This window comes from Pseudomonas sp. MAG733B, from assembly GCF_036884845.1.
GTDB lineage: Bacteria > Pseudomonadota > Gammaproteobacteria > Pseudomonadales > Pseudomonadaceae > Aquipseudomonas.
Genome location: NZ_CP145732.1, coordinates 1,457,083 through 1,473,776, shown reverse-complemented (window position 1 = coordinate 1,473,776; position 16,694 = coordinate 1,457,083). Strand labels below are relative to the sequence as shown.

Genomic DNA, 16,694 nt, shown 5'->3' with positions numbered 1-16,694 from the left:
GCCTTGGATTGTTTTTTAGAAGACTTAAACCAGCGCAGCCTGATAGCGCGCAGCGACTTCAGGCCAGTTGATCACGTTGTAGAACGCGCTGATGTATTCCGGGCGGCGGTTCTGATATTGCAGGTAATAGGCGTGCTCCCACACATCCAGACCGAGGATCGGCGTATTGCCGTTCATCAATGGGCTGTCCTGGTTACCGCTGCTTTCCACGACCAGCGTTTTCTGCGGCGTCACGCTCAACCAGGCCCAGCCACTGCCGAATCGGGTCAGTGCGGCTTTGGTGAAAGCCTCTTTGAAACTGTCGAGGCCGCCCAGTTGCTCGTCGATGGCCCTGGCCAGCGCGCCTTCGGGTTTGCCGCCACAGTGAGGCGCCATGACTTCCCAGAACAGCGAATGATTGGCGTGGCCACCGCCTTGATTGATCACCGCCGCGCGGAGTTTTTCCGGCAGTTGCTGCACAGCGGCCACCAGTTTCTCCACCGGCCATTCGGCGAACTCAGTGCCTTCGACCGCAGCGTTCAGGTTGTTGATATAGGTCTGGTGGTGCTTGGTGTAGTGGGTCTCCATGGTCTGCGCATCGATGTGCGGCTCCAGGGCGTCATAGGCATACGGCAAGGCAGGCAAGGTAAAAGCCATTTCAGTGGACTCCATGATGGTGAGGCGCAGGGGGTTGCGACGGCGAGGCGGCATCGATGTGCAGCAAGCGATGCGTGCGTGGGTATTCGCCGTGTTCGCTGATGAAATTCAGCAGCTCGACATAGGTTTTGCTGCTCTGGCGCAGCGCTGCTTCGCGCAATGCTGGCGACAGTCGCGGGTCCTGCATGGTCTGCAACAGCCGTTGGTGAATGGCGCACAGGTACTCGGCGCTCTCCTCCGGCTGGTTCAGACGCAGATGCAGGTCCGCCAGGTTGTGATGGGAAATCACACAAGCCGCCACCGCTTCGTCGGCATCCGCCCAGCGCTCGAACAGCACCTGGGCCAGGGCCAATGCCTGCAAGTAAGCCTCGCGAGCATCAACCAGTTCACCCAACATGAAAAAGCGATTGGCCCTTTCGATCGTGCGTTTCCAGTGCTCCATGGTGAGCCTCCAAAGCGGTGGGGAATTTACACGCCGCCTGCGGTGAGTTTTTCCGGGTTGAGCAGCTCTTCCAGCTGGCTGCGCGACAGGTCGGTGTGTTCCAGCGCAACGTCGATCACCGGGCGGCCTTGCTGATAGGCCTTCTTGGCGATTTCGGCGGCTTTCTGGTAACCAATGATCGGGTTGAGTGCGGTCACCAGAATCGGGTTGCGAGACAACGCTTGCTTGATGCGGTCTTCATTGACCTTGAAGCTGGCGATGGCCTTTTCGCCCAACAAACGGCTGGAATTGGCCAACAACTCAATGCTGCTCAGCAGGTTCTGGGCGATGATCGGCAGCATCACGTTCAGTTCGAAGTTGCCCGACTGACCGGCGATGGTGATCACCGTGTCGTTGCCGATCACTTGGGCAGCGACCATGGCAGTGGCTTCCGGGATCACCGGGTTGACCTTGCCAGGCATGATCGAAGAACCCGGTTGCAAGGCTTCCAGCTCGATTTCGCCCAAGCCGGCCAATGGGCCGGAGTTCATCCAGCGCAGGTCGTTGGCGATTTTCATCAGCGATACGGCGGTGGCCTTGAGCTGACCGGAGACGGCAACGGCGGTGTCCTGGGAACCGATCAGCGCAAACAGATCCACGCCCGGCGTAAATTGAACCTGGGTCATCTTGCTCAGCTGCTGGCTGAAACGCGCGGCGAATTCGGGATGCGCATTGACGCCGGTACCCACTGCCGTGCCGCCCTGGGCCAACGATTGCAGGCTTGGCTGCAAGCCCTGCAAAAGGACGATGTTGGCCTTGAGCTGTTGCGCCCAGCCATTGAGGACCTGGCTCATGCGCACCGGCATGGCGTCCATCAAGTGGGTGCGGCCGGTTTTGACGTGGTGATGGACTTCCTCAGCCTTGCGCTCGATCACCTGCACCAGACCGGTCAGGGCCGGCAGCAACTGCTCGTGCAATGCCAGCGCCGCGCTGACGTGGATGGTGGTCGGAATGATGTCGTTGCTGCTTTGGCCGCAGTTGACGTGATCGTTCGGGTTCACCGGTTCGCCGAGCAGACGGCTGGCCAAGGTGGCAATCACTTCGTTGGCGTTCATGTTGGAACTGGTGCCGGAACCGGTCTGGAAGATATCCACCGGGAAGTGCTGCATGAAATCGCCTTCGAGCAGACCTTGAGCCGCATCAGCGATGGCTTTGCCCTGGGCTTCGCTGATCTGCTTGAGTTCGATGTTGGCGCGGGCGGCGGCGGCCTTGGCCAGGATCAACGCGCGGATGAACTGCACGGGCATCGGTTTGCCGCTGATGGGAAAGTTATCCACCGCACGCTGGGTTTGTGCGCCGTAAAGGGCGTCTTCCGGGACCTGAAGTTCGCCCATGCTGTCGCGCTCAATACGTGTCTTGGTCATCTGTAAATCCTTGCACCAGTTCAGTTAGGGGAATCGAGGGCTGTAACTCGCAGGTCGCCAGTTGCCAGGTGTAGCTCTGCCAGCGCTTGAGGCGGCACTTGCACAAAGAGAGGCGTTCGAGTTCGCGCAGCGGACGCCACGCCTGGTCCAGGCAGTAAGTGCGCCAGTGCCAGGGCAGCGCGACATCGGCGGCGGTGTCGAGCAACAAGCGGAAGGAAGTTTCGGCGATGGTCCAGGATGAGGTTGCCGTGCAACAAGCCAGATACCGGCCTTCGGCCAGGTAGTGGTCGATCAGGCGAGGTTCGTCGGGGTTCATCGCGCAACGGATCTGGCGACTCATCCAGCGCCAGCTTTCGAGGTACGGCTGCTCGTGCAAGGCAGAACTCATGATCCGGGGCTCATTCGGTAATGAGATTTATTATTAGATGATAATGAGAAGCAAAACAAGCTGTAGGAGCAAAGCTTGCTCGCGATTGCGGACTGACATTCAACATTGATGCCGCCTGATGCGCCGCCATCGCCGGCAAGCCGTGCTCCTACAGGGGATTGGGGCAAGGCCAATAAAAAAGGCGCGCCACCCAATGGGTGGCGCGCCTTTTTTTACAGCGGTCTGGACTTAGCTACCCGCCACCGTCATCCGCTCGATCAACACGGAACCTGTGCGAATGTTGCTGCGCAACTCCAGGTCATTACCCACCGCAACGATCTGCTTGAACATGTCGCGCATGTTGCCGGCGATGGTCACTTCCTGGACCGCGAACTGGATTTCACCGTTCTCGACCCAGTAGCCCGCCGCGCCGCGGGAGTAATCGCCGGTCACCATGTTCAGGCCCTGGCCCATCAGTTCGGTCACCAGCAAACCACGGCCCATGCGACGCAACAAAGCTGCCTGGTCTTCATCGCCATGGGTGACGAACAGGTTGTGCACGCCGCCGGCATTGGCGGTGCTCGGCATGCCGAGTTTGCGCCCGGAATAGGTGCCGAGGATGTACGACACCAGCTCGCCTTTTTCGACGAACGGTTTGGCATAGGTCGCCAGACCATCGCCATCGAACCCCGCACTGCCCATGGCACGCATCAGGTGCGGACGCTCGTCGATGGTCAGCCACTCAGGGAACAGCTTCTGGCCCAGCGTGCCTTCGAGGAACGACGACTTGCGATACAGGCTGCCACCGGAAATCGCCGAGAGGAAACTGCCGAACAAGCCACCGGCCAACTCCGCGGAAAACAACACCGGCACTTCGCAGGTCGGTACAGGACGCGCACCAAGACGGCTGGCCGCCCGTTGCGCGGCTTTTTGGCCGATGCTCACCGGATCCGCCAGCAAATTGCCCTGACGGTTCACGTCGTACCAGTAATCGCGCTGCATCTGGCCGTCGGCCTCGGCGATCATCACGCAACTCAGGCTGTGTCGGGTCGATGCATAGCCGCCGATAAAACCGTGGCTGTTGCCGTAGACACGGCAGCCCTGGTGGGTGCTGAGGGTGGTGCCGTCGGCGTTCTTGATCCGGCTGTCGGCGGCAAACGCCGCCGCTTCGCAAGCCAGTGCCTGTTCGATGGCTTGCTCCGGGGTGATATCCCATTGGTGGAACAGGTCGTAGTCCTGCACGTCACGCGCCATCAGCGCCGCGTCCGCCAGGCCCGAGGCCTCGTCTTCCGAGGTGTGCTTGGCGATTGCCAATGCAGCAGCAACCGTTTCACGAATGGCGTCCGGACCACTGGCCGACGTGCTGGCCGAGCCTTTGCGCTGGCCGACATACAAGGTGATGCCGAAACCCTGATCACGATTGAATTCGACGGTTTCGACTTCACGCTGGCGCACCGAAGTCGACAGGCCCTGCTCCAGGGACACCGCCACTTCACAGGCACTGGCGCCCTGACGCTTGGCTTCAGCGATGATCTGCTCGACTTGCTCCTGCAGTGCCGGCAATGCTTGTGGGCCGACGCTTTCAACTGCACTCATGCTGTTCTCCACTCAAATTCTGCTTTCGGTAACGGTCATCGAGCGACCGGGCCGGACAAGCGGCCCCCGACTGGTTATCATGGCGGCGTTTCTTTGCGGACTGCCACCATGGTTGATTCTTACGACGACTCCCTCGATACGGGAGAAAAAAGCAAATCCCAGGTCAAACGCGAGCTGCATGCTCTGGTTGACCTCGGCGAGCGCCTTACAACGCTCAAGCCTGACTTGCTTGGCAAACTGCCGTTGACCGACGCTTTGCGCCGGGCCCTGGCCGATGCGCCCAAGCACACCGCGAACATCGCGCGTAAACGGCATCTCCAGTTCATCGGCAAACTGATGCGCGATCAGGACACTGACGCGATTCTGGTTCTGCTCGATCAACTCGATGCCTCCACTCGCCAGTACAACGAACGCTTCCATGGCCTGGAACGCTGGCGCGATCGCTTGATCGCAGGCGACGACGGCGTCCTGGAGAAGTTCGTTGTCGACTACCCGGAGGCCGATCGTCAGCAATTGCGCTCCCTGATCCGTCAGGCCCAGCACGAGGTTGCGCAAAACAAGCCTCCTGCTTCCAGCCGTAAAATCTTCAAGTACATCCGTGAGCTGGACGAGACTCAACGCGGTCTGCGTTAAATCTCGCCCCCTGCAGGAGCTGCCGAAGGCTGCGATCTTTTGATCTTTTAAGAAGCAAAGATCGCAGCCTGCGGCAGCTCCTACAGGAGTTGTACATTCTTACGAACCCGTGCCACCCACGGTGATCGCATCAATCTTCAGCGTTGGCTGGCCGACACCCACCGGCACCGACTGCCCATCCTTGCCACACGTCCCCACACCACTGTCCAGCGCCAGATCGTTGCCGACCATCGACACTTTGCTCATGGCTTCCGGGCCGTTGCCGATCAACGTTGCACCTTTGACCGGCGCGGTAATCTTGCCGTCCTCGATCAGGTACGCCTCACTGGTGGAGAACACGAACTTGCCACTGGTGATATCCACCTGACCACCGCCGAGGTTGGCGCAGTAGATGCCGCGCTTCACCGAGGCGATGATTTCTTCCGGATCGCTTTCGCCGGCGAGCATGTAGGTGTTGGTCATGCGCGGCATCGGCAGGTGCGCGTACGATTCGCGACGGCCGTTACCGGTGCGGGCCACGCCCATCAGTCGGGCATTGAGCTTGTCCTGCATGTAGCCCTTGAGTACGCCGTTCTCGATCAGCGTTGTGCACTCGGTCGGTGTACCTTCGTCGTCGACGCTCAACGAGCCGCGACGGCCCGACAGCGTGCCGTCATCGACGATGGTGCACAGCTTGGAGGCCACCATCTCGCCCATGCGCCCGCTGTAGGCCGAACTGCCCTTGCGGTTGAAGTCGCCTTCCAGACCGTGGCCGACCGCTTCGTGCAGCAGCACGCCGGACCAACCGGAACCCAGCACTACCGGCAACGTACCTGCCGGCGCAGGGATCGCTTCGAGATTGACCAGCGCCTGGCGCAGCGCTTCACGGGCATAGCCCATGGCGCGGTCTTCGGCGAGGAAATAACGGTAATCGGTACGCCCGCCACCGCCATGGCCGCCACGCTCACGGCGACCGTTCTGCTCGACGATCACACTGACGTTGAAGCGCACCAGCGGCCGCACATCCGCCGCCAGACCACCATCGGTGGACGCCACCAGAATTCGTTCCCAGACACCGGCCATGCTCACGGTGACTTGCTGGATACGTGGGTCAAGCGCGCGAGTAGCGGCATCGACGCGCTTGAGCAGATCGACTTTTTCGGCACGGGTCAGCACTTCCAGAGGATTGTCCGGCGCGTACAGCTGCGCCACATCCTGAGTGGTGAACGCCTGCACGGTGCCATTCTGGCCGGCGCGGGAAATCGAACGGGCAGCACGGGCCGCCGCGCCCAACGCTTCCAACGTGATGGCATTGCTGTAGGCAAAACCGGTTTTCTCACCCGATTGAGCGCGCACGCCGACGCCTTGGTCGAGGTTGAAACTGCCTTCCTTGACGATGCCGTCTTCCAGCGCCCACGACTCGGAAATCTGCCCCTGGAAATACAGGTCCGCGGCATCGATGCCCGGGCCGGCCAGGTCGCCGAGCACACCTTGCAAGCTTTCGATCGTTACGCCGCCAGGCGCCAGGAGGTGTTCACTGACTGAGGACAACAACTCGCTCATATGCTTTACGCCTTAAATTCGTCGTTCTGATGCAGGTCGCTGGGCGCCCTGCGAGAAAAAGCGCCGGTGACTGGACACCGGCATCCGCGCCCGTATGGACGCCTGTTCGCTGCTATCGCGTTCGGCCAGCAGCACGGCCTCGCCTTGATCCTGTTGCGCCAGCACTCGCCCCCACGGGTCGACGATTGCCGCATGCCCCCAGGTTTCCCGAGGGCCCGGATGCGTCCCGCCCTGGGCGGCCGCGAGCACATAACATTGCGTCTCGATGGCCCGCGCGCGAATCAGCACATCCCAGTGCGCTGCGCCGGTCACGGCGGTAAAGGCCGACGGCGCGGTAATCAGTTCCGCACCGGCCGCACGCAGCTCGCTGTACAGCTCCGGGAAGCGCAGGTCATAACAGACCGTCAGGCCAACCCGGCCCACCGGCGTATCAGCCACTACCACTCCACTGCCATAAGCATAGTCATCGGATTCGCGATAACGGCCGCGATTGTCCGCGACATCGACATCGAACAGATGCAACTTGTCGTAGCGCGCCACCGTTTCGCCCTGATCATTGATCAACAGCGAGCAGGCATGCGACTTGGCCGTCGGTTGGTCCACCGGCGGCAACGGCAACGTGCCGGCCACAATCCATAACTTGAGGTCGCGTGCAGTCTGTTTCAACCACGGCAGGATCGGGCCTTCGCCCAAGGCTTCGGCGCGCCCGATGTCGGCGACGTCGCGACGGCCCATGGCGGCGAAGTTTTCCGGCAGTACGGCAAGCTTCGCCCCGGCACTCGCTGCCTGTTCGAGCAAACGCCGGGCCTGGGCCAGATTGGCCAGCACATCGCTCTGGCTGATCATTTGAATCACCGCAAAAGACATGGCCAATCCTTATCTGAAATCAACGCAAACCTGTAGGCGCTGTCGAGTGAAACGAGGCTGCGATCTTTTGATCTTTAACGTCAAAAGATCGCAGCCTGCGGCAGCTCCTACACATACGGCCATGCTACTCCATAGGTTTGGAGAATGGGTTTTCAAAAAGGTTTGTCGAAGGTGATTTTCGGTTCTTTCCACGGTCCCTTGACGGTGTACTTCACGCTGGCAAAGCGGGACACGCGGTCACCAATCAACTTGTCGATCAGGAACAGCGCACCACCGATGGCCGGTGCGCCGACGATCAGTGCAGCAATCGGCAGATTGTTGGTCACGGGCAAGGTCACCAGCAGTTTCGCATCGATCTGATCAGCCACCATGTTCAGGGTACCGTCCAGTTCAATGGTGCTCGACGGGCCGGTCAGGCGGATCGGCTCCTTGGTGACGTACACGCCATTGGTCGCCACCAGCAGGCCTTTGACCCGGTCATAACTCAGGCCCTTGCCGAACAGGTCGGAGAAGTCCAGGCGCAAACGCCGGCCGATGGAGTTGAAGTTGAGCAGGCCGAATACCCGCAACGCCTGGGCACTGCCTTCGACCTCGACAAACTGGCCTTCGTTGAGCGACGCATCAAGGGTGCCAGAGAAGCGTTTTGTTGCCAGCCACGCCGGTGAACCGGGCCAGCGGCCGTCGACATCCATGTGGAACTCCTGGCTGGTAACGCTCGGCGCAAAGCCCCAGCCCTTGAGCACATCCGCGAGGTTCTTGCCGCTGGCCCGACCCTTGAAAAAGCTGGTGCTGGCACCCGGTACGCCTTCCCAGCCACTGCTGCCCTGCAACAGAATGCCCTTCAGTCCCATGTCCAGCGAATTGAAGGCAATGCCTTTGGCCGTCGGACGAATTTTCAATGACCAGCCGCCGACCAGGTCGTTACCCTGGAACAACTGGTTGATGGTGATATCCAGCGCCGGAATCTTCGTCGGATCTACCGAGGCCAGTGGATCCGGTGAGTTCTCGTCGGCCAGGACCTGTGGGTCAGGTGCCGGCAACCGCACGTATTGCAGGTTGATCACCATCGGCGCGGCTTTCGCATCGGGAATGCTGGCGCTGCCCTTGGCCTGCTGACTGTCGAGCTGCAAGGCCCAGGCGCTTGGTTTGCGCGTCAACTGCACCGAGGCCTGATCCAGTGTGGTGCCGAGGGCGCTGAGCTTGCCGACCTTGAAATCCGCACTGCTGAGCAACTGTTTGGCGCTACCGCCGGGGTCTTGCCCGGCATATTTGCTCACCAGGTCCTGCCATGGGCCGACGTCCAGTTCCGACAGTACCCCGCGAATCCGCAGCCCTTTGGCGCCCGGCAACACGGCATCGCCGTTACCCAGGAACAACTCACCACGACCGTCGGCAAAATTGCCGGTCGGCGCGGCAAAAGTGAAATTGGCCAGTTCACCGTAGTTCACCCAGTAGCGGCGCTCCGCACCTTGCAGGGTCATGCGGAACGTCGTATCCCGCCCCGCATCCGCCGTCATGCCGAAGGGTGCGGGCAAATCAACGGTTACACCCTTGAGACTGGAATTGACCATCAACTGGCTGTCGGCGCCATCCAGGGTCAATTGCAGTTGATAGGGGATCACACCGCTCACCGGCAACGGCTGGGTCACGCTCAACCACTCGGTGAGTTTCTTGACTTCGACCTGCCCCGACGCCGTGACCCGCGTATTGAGCTTGCCCGCACGACCATCGGCAAAAATCTGCGCAGTCACCGGTTTGTCGAACGCGCGGGCGGTGATGTTCTGCCCGCTCAGGCCCTTGGTGCTGTCGAAGCGGAAATCGCCCTTGAGTTGAGTCAGTTCCAGGGGTGGCTCGGGCAGTTTCAGACGAGACTTGGCGGTCTTGAAATCGACGAGGATTTTCGGCTCCTCGCCTTTGGCCAGCGGAATATCCAGCTTCAGCTTGCCTTGCAGCTCGCCCTCGCCTTCCCAACCGGCAAAGGTCTCGGCGGTGCCGATCGGTGCTTCCTTGAGGATTTTCAGGCCATCGCCCAACCCGCCGGCAAATGCACCGTCGAGAAACAGATGACTGTTCTGGCCCTGCGGCACATGGGGAATATTGACGTAGATATCGCTGACCTGGGTATCGAGCAGTTGCCCCTTGCTGGCCAGAATCCGCACGCCGCTGTCTTCGACGAACACGTCACCGGTGACCTTGCTGACATGCGGCCAGCCCGGCTGGAACGCCAGTTCGGCATCGTGGACCTTGAAGAACAGGCTGATGCTGCGGTCGGTATCCGCAGCGCCGTGGTTGAGCGAGCCCTGATACTGGAAGAAGCCCTGATCCACCGCCCCTTTGAGAATCGCCGAGCGCAGCCATTCGTCCAGCGCCGGGCTGAGGACGGTCGGCAGGTACTTGGCGGTATAGCGACCATCGCCGTCCACCAGGCCGACCCGCAAGTCCATGTAGTCTTCCCGGTTTTCTTCGAAGTACAGGCGGATCAGGAAGTCGCCGGCAATCTTGCCCTCTTCGCCCAGCACTTTCAGGTACGGCGCGATCAGGGTGAAACCTTCTTTGTCGAGTTTCCAGGTCAGGCGCGCGTTGGCCTGAATGTACTGCCATGGCTTGGCGAAAATCGGGTCCAGGTGCAGCATGAAATCCTTGCTGTCCATGCGCAGTTCGCCGTGCCCCATGTCACCGCTGATGCTGCCCGTGACATTTCGCGCCGCCGGAGCGCCGTGATACGCATCGAAGCCGACCTGTTCGAGGTTGGCCGCGAAGCTGAACTTGCTGTCGTCGGTGGCATTGGGTTTCACGTCGAGCAGCACATTGCGCAGCACACCCGTGACTTTCAGTCGCTCGACCACCGTGGCAAAGCCTTCCGGCAAGGGTGCCAGGGCATTGAGCAACGGCGTGAGCGGAGTGAGGTCGAGGCGGTCGGCTTGCAGATGCCAGAGCTCTTCCGATTTGTCGGAAGCTGCGGTTTGCTTGAGTTGCAGATGGGTTTCCCAGCGTGTCTCGCCGAGGCTCATGGCCAGGGAATCCAGCGTCACCAGACTGCCTTCGGCGCTGCGCTGGAAGTAGCCGTTGAGCGCCAGGTTGTCGATCTTGACCGGCTTGCGGTCGGCGTAGGCGCCTTTGAGTTGCGGCGCGTTCAAACGCACCGCTGCGCTTTGCAGGGTGCCTTCGCCCCACGTCGCCCATAGCTCGCCACCGGCCTTGATCTCGGAGAAATTCCACTGTTGGCTGATGTTTTCAGGCAGCCATTTCGACCAGTCACTTTGTGGCAGGCTCAGGTAAATCTCAGCTTCACCGTCCTTCCACTGGCTGGCGCGAACACGGGTCTTCAGGCTCAAGGCCATCGGCTGGCCGTCGGGCAGGGTCAGACGGGCATCGAGTCGCTGGCGAGCGGAACCGACTTTCAGGTTCATCCCAACGTAAGTCAGGGTCAGCGGCGATTCGCCCCACGGCTGTAACGTGACCTGGCTGTCGAGCACCGACAACTGCTGGATCATCTGCAGGCGATTGAGCAGTTGTTCCGGATCAAGGGGCTGATCGTCCTTGACCGGCAAGCCTTCGAGCGCCCACTGGCCATCATCGCCTTGCTTGAGACTGATCTTCAGGCCATTGAGCGCCAAATGGGCGATTCGCACCTCACGCGCCAACAGGCTGGCCCACAGGTCCGGCACCGCGCGCACCTGTTCCAGATGCAGGGCGTTGGCACCCTCGCCAACTGTCACATCGTGAGCCGATAAAATAGGCGCGAAGCCGCTCCAGCTGCCTTTGAGCTCGCCGATTTGCAGTGGCATGCCCAAGGCTTCAGTGGCCCGGGTTTCGATTTCGACGCGGTATTCGGCCACCAGCGGCGCCAGTTCCCGACCGAGACTGACGTACAACGCCATCAACACCAAAACCAACGCGCACAGGCCCAGACCCCAACGGGTCAGTGCGGCCAAAATGCGTGTCAGACGCTCCATGTCAGTTGGCTCCCATGGCAAAAGTTTTGCAAAAAGCTGAGGCCAGCCGTTCAGGAAAAGTTAAAACGTAGCGAATCAGAGCAGCACCACGTCGTATTGTTCCTGGGAATACATGGTTTCTACCTGGAAGCGAATGGTGCGCCCGATAAACCCTTCAAGTTCGGCAACGTTCCCCGACTCTTCATCAAGAAGACGATCGACAACTTTCTGGTTCGCCAATACACGATAGCCTTCCGCCTGATAGGCGCGAGCCTCGCGGAGGATTTCGCGGAAGATTTCGTAGCAAACGGTTTCCGGCGTCTTGAGCTTGCCGCGTCCCTGGCAGGCATTGCACGGCTCGCACAGCACTTGTTCGAGGCTTTCGCGGGTGCGCTTGCGGGTCATCTGCACCAGGCCCAACTCGGTGATGCCGATGATGTTGGTCTTGGCGTGATCGCGCTCCAGCTGTTTCTCCAGCGTGCGCAGCACCTGGCGCTGGTGCTCTTCATCCTCCATGTCGATGAAGTCGATGATGATAATCCCGCCCAGGTTACGCAGGCGCAGTTGACGAGCGATGGCGGTCGCCGCTTCAAGATTGGTCTTGAAGATGGTTTCTTCGAGGTTGCGATGCCCGACGAACGCCCCGGTGTTGACGTCGATGGTGCTCATGGCTTCCGCCGGGTCGACCACCAGATAGCCCCCGGATTTCAGCGGGACTTTGCGCTCCAGGGCTTTCTGGATTTCATCCTCGACGCCGTACAGGTCGAAAATCGGCCGCTCGCCGGGGTAGTGTTCCAGACGATCGGCGATCTCAGGCATCAACTCGGCGACGAACTGCGTGGTTTTCTGGAAGGTTTCCCGGGAATCGATGCGAATCTTCTCGATCTTAGGGCTTACCAGGTCACGCAAGGTGCGTAGCGCCAGACCAAGATCTTCATAGATCACGCTTGGCGCGCCGATGGTTTTGATCTGGTCGCTGATCTGGTCCCAGAGGCGGCGCAGGTAGCGGATGTCCATGAGGATTTCATCGGCCCCGGCACCTTCGGCAGCCGTTCGCAGGATGAATCCGCCCGCTTCCTTGATGCCTTCTTTGGCGACGCAATCGGTGACCACTTGCTTGAGGCGTTCGCGCTCGGCTTCGTCTTCGATCTTCAGCGAAATGCCGACATGGGCGGTGCGCGGCATGTACACCAAATAGCGCGACGGGATCGACAACTGCGTCGTCAACCGTGCGCCCTTGGAGCCGATCGGGTCTTTGGTGACTTGCACCACCAGGCTCTGGCCTTCGTGCACCAGCGCACTGATGCTCTCTACCGCCGGGCCTTCGCGCAAGGAAATTTCCGACGCATGAATGAACGCCGCGCGATCCAGGCCGATGTCGACGAAAGCCGCTTGCATGCCGGGCAGTACCCGCACGACTTTGCCTTTATAGATGTTGCCGACGATCCCGCGTTTTTGCGTACGCTCGACGTGGACCTCTTGCAGGACACCGTTTTCGACCACCGCCACGCGTGATTCCATCGGCGTGATGTTGATCAGGATCTCTTCACTCATGGCAGGGTCTCGTTCAGGCATGTTCACGATAATGGCCGCATCTTGTCAGTACGACGCTCAGCGCGCGTTAAGGGTTTGCCAACAGGTTATGCCGAAATGGCCGAGCAGTTCTGCGGTTTCGCACAGCGGCAGTCCAACCACCGCCGAGTAACTTCCATTGAGCCCGGCGACAAACACCGCGCCCAATCCTTGAATGCCATAGCCACCGGCCTTGTCCCGCGGCTCGCCGCTGGCCCAGTAGGCTACCGCTTCATCGCGACTGATCTGGCGAAAACGCACCCGGCTGGTGATCACCCGAGACTCGCAACGCTCGCCATCCAGCACGGCAATCGCCGTCAGCACCTGATGCTCGTTGCCGGACAACATCATCAGCATGGCGCACGCATCGGCTTCATCAACCGGTTTGCCAAGAATTTTTCCGTCGAGGACCACGGCGGTGTCGGCGCCGAGCACACAAAAATCCGCATCGGACACAACTGCGTCGCGCCCGGCCGCGGCTTTTCCGCGCGCCAGACGCTCGACATAGGCCGAGGGCGATTCTTCAGTCAAAGGGGTTTCATCGATGTCCGCGCTGACGGCGGTGAACGGCACGCCGATCTGCGTGAGCAGTTCACGCCGACGCGGCGAGCCAGAGGCGAGGAACAGCTGTTTCATCAAGACATCTCCCTGTCGTGGTATGGGCAAATGCCTGACCGAATCAGTTGATTTTGTAGCGTCGACGCAACCCGCGCAAACCGAAGCTGACCCAAGGCCAGAGCAATGCACTGACCAGTGCCGGCAAAACCAGCGCCAGCGTTGGCTGACGATTGCCGGTCAAGGCACTGAGCCAAAGCTGGACAAGCTGCGCGAGGCCGAAGATCACCAGGATCACCAGACTCTGCTGCCACATCGGGAACATCCGCAGCCGTTGCTGAAGCGCCAGCACCAAGTAAGTGATGAGCGTCAGGATCAATGCGTTCTGGCCCAGCAACGTGCCGTACAGCACGTCTTCAGCCAGGCCCAGGCACCACGCGGTGACCATCCCGACTTTCTGCGGCAGGGCCAGCGCCCAGAATGCCAGCAGCAAGGCCAGCCACAGCGGGCGGAGGATTTCCATGAATTGCGGCAACGGCGATACGCTGAGCAGCATGCCGATGGCGAATGTCAGCCAGATCATCCAGCCGTTCCGGGAGGCTTTGACACCGACCATTATTCTCGTCCCCCAGTGGTAGCCGGTGCGGAGACTGGCGGTTTGGCAGCAGGTTTCACGACAGCGGGTTGAGCCGCCGGTGGTTTGGCGGCGGCAGCGGGCGCAGTCGCAGGCGGTTTAGTCGCGGCTGGATGCGCGGCCGCAGGCTTGACCGGCGCGGCGGCAGCCGGTGCGGTCGCCGGGGCTGCTGGAGTGGCCGCCGGTGCCGCAACGGCAGCCGGAACGATTGCCGGGACGATTGCCGGTTTCGGCACGGTCGCCGGGATGATCGGCCCACCGCCCTGCGCATCCAGAGATTCCTGAGCCTGCGCGGCGTCGTTGGCACGTTCTTCCGGGGTACGGGTATCGCTGAACACCAGCAGCAGGTAGCGACTGCGGTTCAGTGCTGCAGTCGGCACTGCGCGGACAATGGCGAATGGCTGGCCGGAATCGTGGATCACTTCCTTGACCGTGGCCACCGGGTAACCCGCCGGGAAACGCTGACCAAGGCCGGAGCTGACCAGCAGATCGCCTTCCTTGATGTCGGCGGTGTCCGCCACGTGACGCAACTCAAGACGCTCCGGGTTACCGGTGCCGCTGGCAATCGCCCGCAGACCGTTACGGTTGACCTGTACCGGAATGCTGTGGGTGGAATCGGTCAGCAGCAGGACACGCGAGGTGTACGGCATCAACTCGACCACCTGGCCCATCAGGCCGCGGGCATCGAGCACCGGCTGACCCAGAACCACACCGTCGCGCTCACCCTTGTTGATGATGATGCGGTGGGTGAACGGATTGGGGTCCATACCGATCAACTCGGCCACTTCGACCTTCTCGTTGACCAGCGCCGAAGAGTTGAGCAACTCGCGCAGCCGAACGTTCTGCTCGGTCAGGGAGGCAAGCTTCTGCATGCGCCCCTGCAACAGCAGGTTTTCGCTTTTGAGTTTTTCGTTTTCGGCGACGAGTTCGGTCCGGCTGCCAAACTGGCTGGCCACACCCTGCCATAGCCGCTGCGGCAGGTCGGTGATCCAGTAAGACTGCATCAGCACCAGCGACATTTGGCTACGCACTGGCTTGAGCAGTGTGAAGCGGGCATCGACGACCATCAGCGCGACCGAAAGCACGACCAGCACCAACAAGCGCACGCCCAGTGAGGGACCCTTGGTGAAAAGCGGTTTAATAAGCCGCTCCTCCCAGGCAAATGTTCTCTTTATTCATACGGCAGCAAACCGGCCTGGATGCAGACTGACAGAAGATAAACGCGAACAGGCAGCACTGCAAAGTGCCGCCTGCGCGCTCAACAGCATAGAGGCGATCCGGCGACTTATTCGCTGGAGAGCAGATCCATGGTGTGTTTATCCATCATTTCCAATGCACGGCCACCGCCGCGAGCAACGCAGGTCAGCGGATCTTCGGCAACGATCACCGGCAGACCGGTTTCCTGGGCCAGCAATTTGTCCAGGTCACGCAGCAAGGCGCCACCACCGGTCAGTACCAGACCACGCTCGGCGATGTCGGAAGCCAGTTCCGGAGGCGATTGCTCCAGTGCACTTTTCACGGCCTGAACGATGGTTGCCAGGGACTCTTGCAGAGCTTCCAGCACTTCGTTGGAGTTCAGGGTGAATGCGCGTGGAACGCCTTCGGCCAGGTTACGGCCACGAACGTCGACTTCACGAACTTCGCCGCCCGGGTAGGCAGTACCGATTTCCTGCTTGATGCGCTCTGCAGTCGACTCGCCGATCAGGCTGCCGTAGTTGCGACGCACGTAGGTGATGATCGCTTCGTCGAAACGGTCGCCGCCAACACGGACGGATTCGGCGTAAACCACACCGTTCAGGGAGATCAATGCGATTTCAGTGGTACCACCACCGATATCCACGACCATCGAACCGCGAGCTTCTTCCACCGGCAGGCCGGCACCGATCGCAGCAGCCATTGGCTCTTCGATCAGGAACACTTCACGGGCACCGGCACCAAGGGCCGATTCACGGATGGCGCGACGCTCGACCTGGGTGGATTTGCAAGGAACGCAAATCAGCACGCGAGGGCTAGGTTGCAGGAAGCTGTTTTCGTGAACCTTGTTGATGAAGTACTGCAGCATCTTTTCGCAGACGCTGAAGTCGGCGATCACGCCGTCCTTCATCGGACGAATGGCAGCAATGTTGCCCGGCGTACGGCCGAGCATGCGCTTGGCTTCGGTGCCGACAGCAACGACACTTTTCTGGTTACCGTGTGTCCGAATAGCCACAACCGATGGCTCATTCAGGACGATTCCGCGCTCGCGCACGTAAATAAGGGTGTTGGCAGTGCCCAGGTCAATGGAGAGATCGCTGGAAAACATGCCACGCAGTTTCTTGAACATGGGAAAGGGACCCTAGGCAACGCGTGGGTAAAAAAGTGCGGCAAACTCTAACAACGACAGGGATTTTGGGCAAGGCGCCAATATGTTAAATTGGCCGCTTTTCTGTGCACCAAGCCCCACAATCGCGGCCTTATGACCGTAGAAGTGCGGTAGTGTTCCGACAATCTAACACACGGACGCCGTCCGTTT

Annotated in this window: 14 protein-coding genes; 1 reads left to right on the top strand and 13 read right to left on the bottom strand. The window is 60.6% G+C overall.

The features are described 5' to 3' along the window. Positions 1 to 24: 24 nt before the first annotated feature. The 5 genes from V6Z53_RS06605 to pmbA all read right to left on the bottom strand — a co-directional run bounded on the left by V6Z53_RS06605 (position 25) and on the right by pmbA (position 4,444). Positions 25 to 636, bottom strand: a complete 612-nt coding sequence (locus V6Z53_RS06605; RefSeq protein ID WP_338584714.1) for a superoxide dismutase — start codon at positions 634 to 636, stop codon at positions 25 to 27. A 1-nt stretch (position 637) separates the two neighbouring features. After that, on the bottom strand, positions 638 to 1,078 hold the full coding sequence (locus V6Z53_RS06600; protein ID WP_338584713.1) for a hypothetical protein: 441 nt from the start codon (positions 1,076 to 1,078) through the stop codon (positions 638 to 640). Positions 1,079 to 1,104: 26 nt separating this feature from the next. Next, the gene (locus V6Z53_RS06595; RefSeq protein WP_338584712.1) at positions 1,105 to 2,481 is read right to left on the bottom strand and encodes a class II fumarate hydratase; all 1,377 of its coding nucleotides are present in this window, start codon (positions 2,479 to 2,481) and stop codon (positions 1,105 to 1,107) included. Next, positions 2,462 to 2,869, bottom strand: a complete 408-nt coding sequence (locus V6Z53_RS06590) for a FagA protein (RefSeq protein WP_338584710.1) — start codon at positions 2,867 to 2,869, stop codon at positions 2,462 to 2,464. The genes V6Z53_RS06595 and V6Z53_RS06590 overlap by 20 nt, the downstream gene beginning before the upstream one ends. A gap of 228 nt (positions 2,870 to 3,097) precedes the next feature. Beyond that, complete coding sequence (pmbA, locus tag V6Z53_RS06585) at positions 3,098 to 4,444, bottom strand: metalloprotease PmbA (RefSeq protein WP_338584709.1); 1,347 nt, start codon at positions 4,442 to 4,444, stop codon at positions 3,098 to 3,100. 108 nt (positions 4,445 to 4,552) lie between these two features. On the opposite strand from pmbA, the gene yjgA reads away from it, so the two are divergent. Then, positions 4,553 to 5,077: a ribosome biogenesis factor YjgA gene (gene yjgA, locus V6Z53_RS06580; RefSeq protein WP_338584707.1), complete on the top strand. Its 525-nt coding sequence runs from the start codon at positions 4,553 to 4,555 to the stop codon at positions 5,075 to 5,077. A gap of 99 nt (positions 5,078 to 5,176) precedes the next feature. On the opposite strand, the gene tldD is transcribed toward yjgA, so the two are convergent. The 8 genes from tldD to mreB all read right to left on the bottom strand — a co-directional run bounded on the left by tldD (position 5,177) and on the right by mreB (position 16,505). Further along, the gene (tldD, locus tag V6Z53_RS06575) at positions 5,177 to 6,619 is read right to left on the bottom strand and encodes a metalloprotease TldD (RefSeq protein WP_338584706.1); all 1,443 of its coding nucleotides are present in this window, start codon (positions 6,617 to 6,619) and stop codon (positions 5,177 to 5,179) included. A 12-nt stretch (positions 6,620 to 6,631) separates the two neighbouring features. Next, positions 6,632 to 7,486: a carbon-nitrogen hydrolase family protein gene (locus tag V6Z53_RS06570; RefSeq protein ID WP_338584705.1), complete on the bottom strand. Its 855-nt coding sequence runs from the start codon at positions 7,484 to 7,486 to the stop codon at positions 6,632 to 6,634. A gap of 152 nt (positions 7,487 to 7,638) precedes the next feature. Beyond that, complete coding sequence (locus V6Z53_RS06565; protein WP_338584703.1) at positions 7,639 to 11,442, bottom strand: YhdP family protein; 3,804 nt, start codon at positions 11,440 to 11,442, stop codon at positions 7,639 to 7,641. Between the two features lie 75 nt (positions 11,443 to 11,517). Further along, positions 11,518 to 12,975, bottom strand: coding sequence for a ribonuclease G (gene rng, locus V6Z53_RS06560; RefSeq protein ID WP_338584702.1), 1,458 nt, complete (start codon positions 12,973 to 12,975; stop codon positions 11,518 to 11,520). Between the two features lie 57 nt (positions 12,976 to 13,032). Further along, a complete protein-coding gene (locus V6Z53_RS06555; protein WP_338584700.1) occupies positions 13,033 to 13,629 on the bottom strand; it encodes a Maf family protein in 597 nt (198 codons plus the stop codon). A gap of 43 nt (positions 13,630 to 13,672) precedes the next feature. Beyond that, the gene (gene mreD, locus V6Z53_RS06550; protein ID WP_338584699.1) at positions 13,673 to 14,164 is read right to left on the bottom strand and encodes a rod shape-determining protein MreD; all 492 of its coding nucleotides are present in this window, start codon (positions 14,162 to 14,164) and stop codon (positions 13,673 to 13,675) included. Further along, a complete protein-coding gene (mreC, locus tag V6Z53_RS06545) occupies positions 14,164 to 15,288 on the bottom strand; it encodes a rod shape-determining protein MreC (RefSeq protein ID WP_338584697.1) in 1,125 nt (374 codons plus the stop codon). Before mreC ends, mreD begins: the two co-directional genes overlap by 1 nt. 179 nt (positions 15,289 to 15,467) lie before the next feature. Continuing rightward, complete coding sequence (gene mreB, locus V6Z53_RS06540; RefSeq protein ID WP_002555108.1) at positions 15,468 to 16,505, bottom strand: rod shape-determining protein MreB; 1,038 nt, start codon at positions 16,503 to 16,505, stop codon at positions 15,468 to 15,470. Between the last annotated feature and the right edge of the window lie 189 nt (positions 16,506 to 16,694).

Excerpts from the sequence above, each read along its gene's own strand:
- V6Z53_RS06600 (WP_338584713.1), bottom strand. The coding sequence starts at position 1,078 with ATGGAGCACTGGAAACGCACGATCGAAAGGGCCAATCGCTTTTTCATG.
- V6Z53_RS06565 (WP_338584703.1), bottom strand. The coding sequence starts at position 11,442 with ATGGAGCGTCTGACACGCATTTTGGCCGCACTGACCCGTTGGGGTCTG.
- V6Z53_RS06570 (WP_338584705.1), bottom strand. The coding sequence starts at position 7,486 with ATGTCTTTTGCGGTGATTCAAATGATCAGCCAGAGCGATGTGCTGGCC.
- V6Z53_RS06590 (WP_338584710.1), bottom strand. The coding sequence starts at position 2,869 with ATGAGTTCTGCCTTGCACGAGCAGCCGTACCTCGAAAGCTGGCGCTGG.
- mreB (WP_002555108.1), bottom strand. The coding sequence starts at position 16,505 with ATGTTCAAGAAACTGCGTGGCATGTTTTCCAGCGATCTCTCCATTGAC.
- V6Z53_RS06555 (WP_338584700.1), bottom strand. The coding sequence starts at position 13,629 with ATGAAACAGCTGTTCCTCGCCTCTGGCTCGCCGCGTCGGCGTGAACTG.
- yjgA (WP_338584707.1), top strand. The coding sequence starts at position 4,553 with ATGGTTGATTCTTACGACGACTCCCTCGATACGGGAGAAAAAAGCAAA.
- pmbA (WP_338584709.1), bottom strand. The coding sequence starts at position 4,444 with ATGAGTGCAGTTGAAAGCGTCGGCCCACAAGCATTGCCGGCACTGCAG.
- mreD (WP_338584699.1), bottom strand. The coding sequence starts at position 14,164 with ATGGTCGGTGTCAAAGCCTCCCGGAACGGCTGGATGATCTGGCTGACA.
- V6Z53_RS06595 (WP_338584712.1), bottom strand. The coding sequence starts at position 2,481 with ATGACCAAGACACGTATTGAGCGCGACAGCATGGGCGAACTTCAGGTC.
- V6Z53_RS06605 (WP_338584714.1), bottom strand. The coding sequence starts at position 636 with ATGGCTTTTACCTTGCCTGCCTTGCCGTATGCCTATGACGCCCTGGAG.
- tldD (WP_338584706.1), bottom strand. The coding sequence starts at position 6,619 with ATGAGCGAGTTGTTGTCCTCAGTCAGTGAACACCTCCTGGCGCCTGGC.
- rng (WP_338584702.1), bottom strand. The coding sequence starts at position 12,975 with ATGAGTGAAGAGATCCTGATCAACATCACGCCGATGGAATCACGCGTG.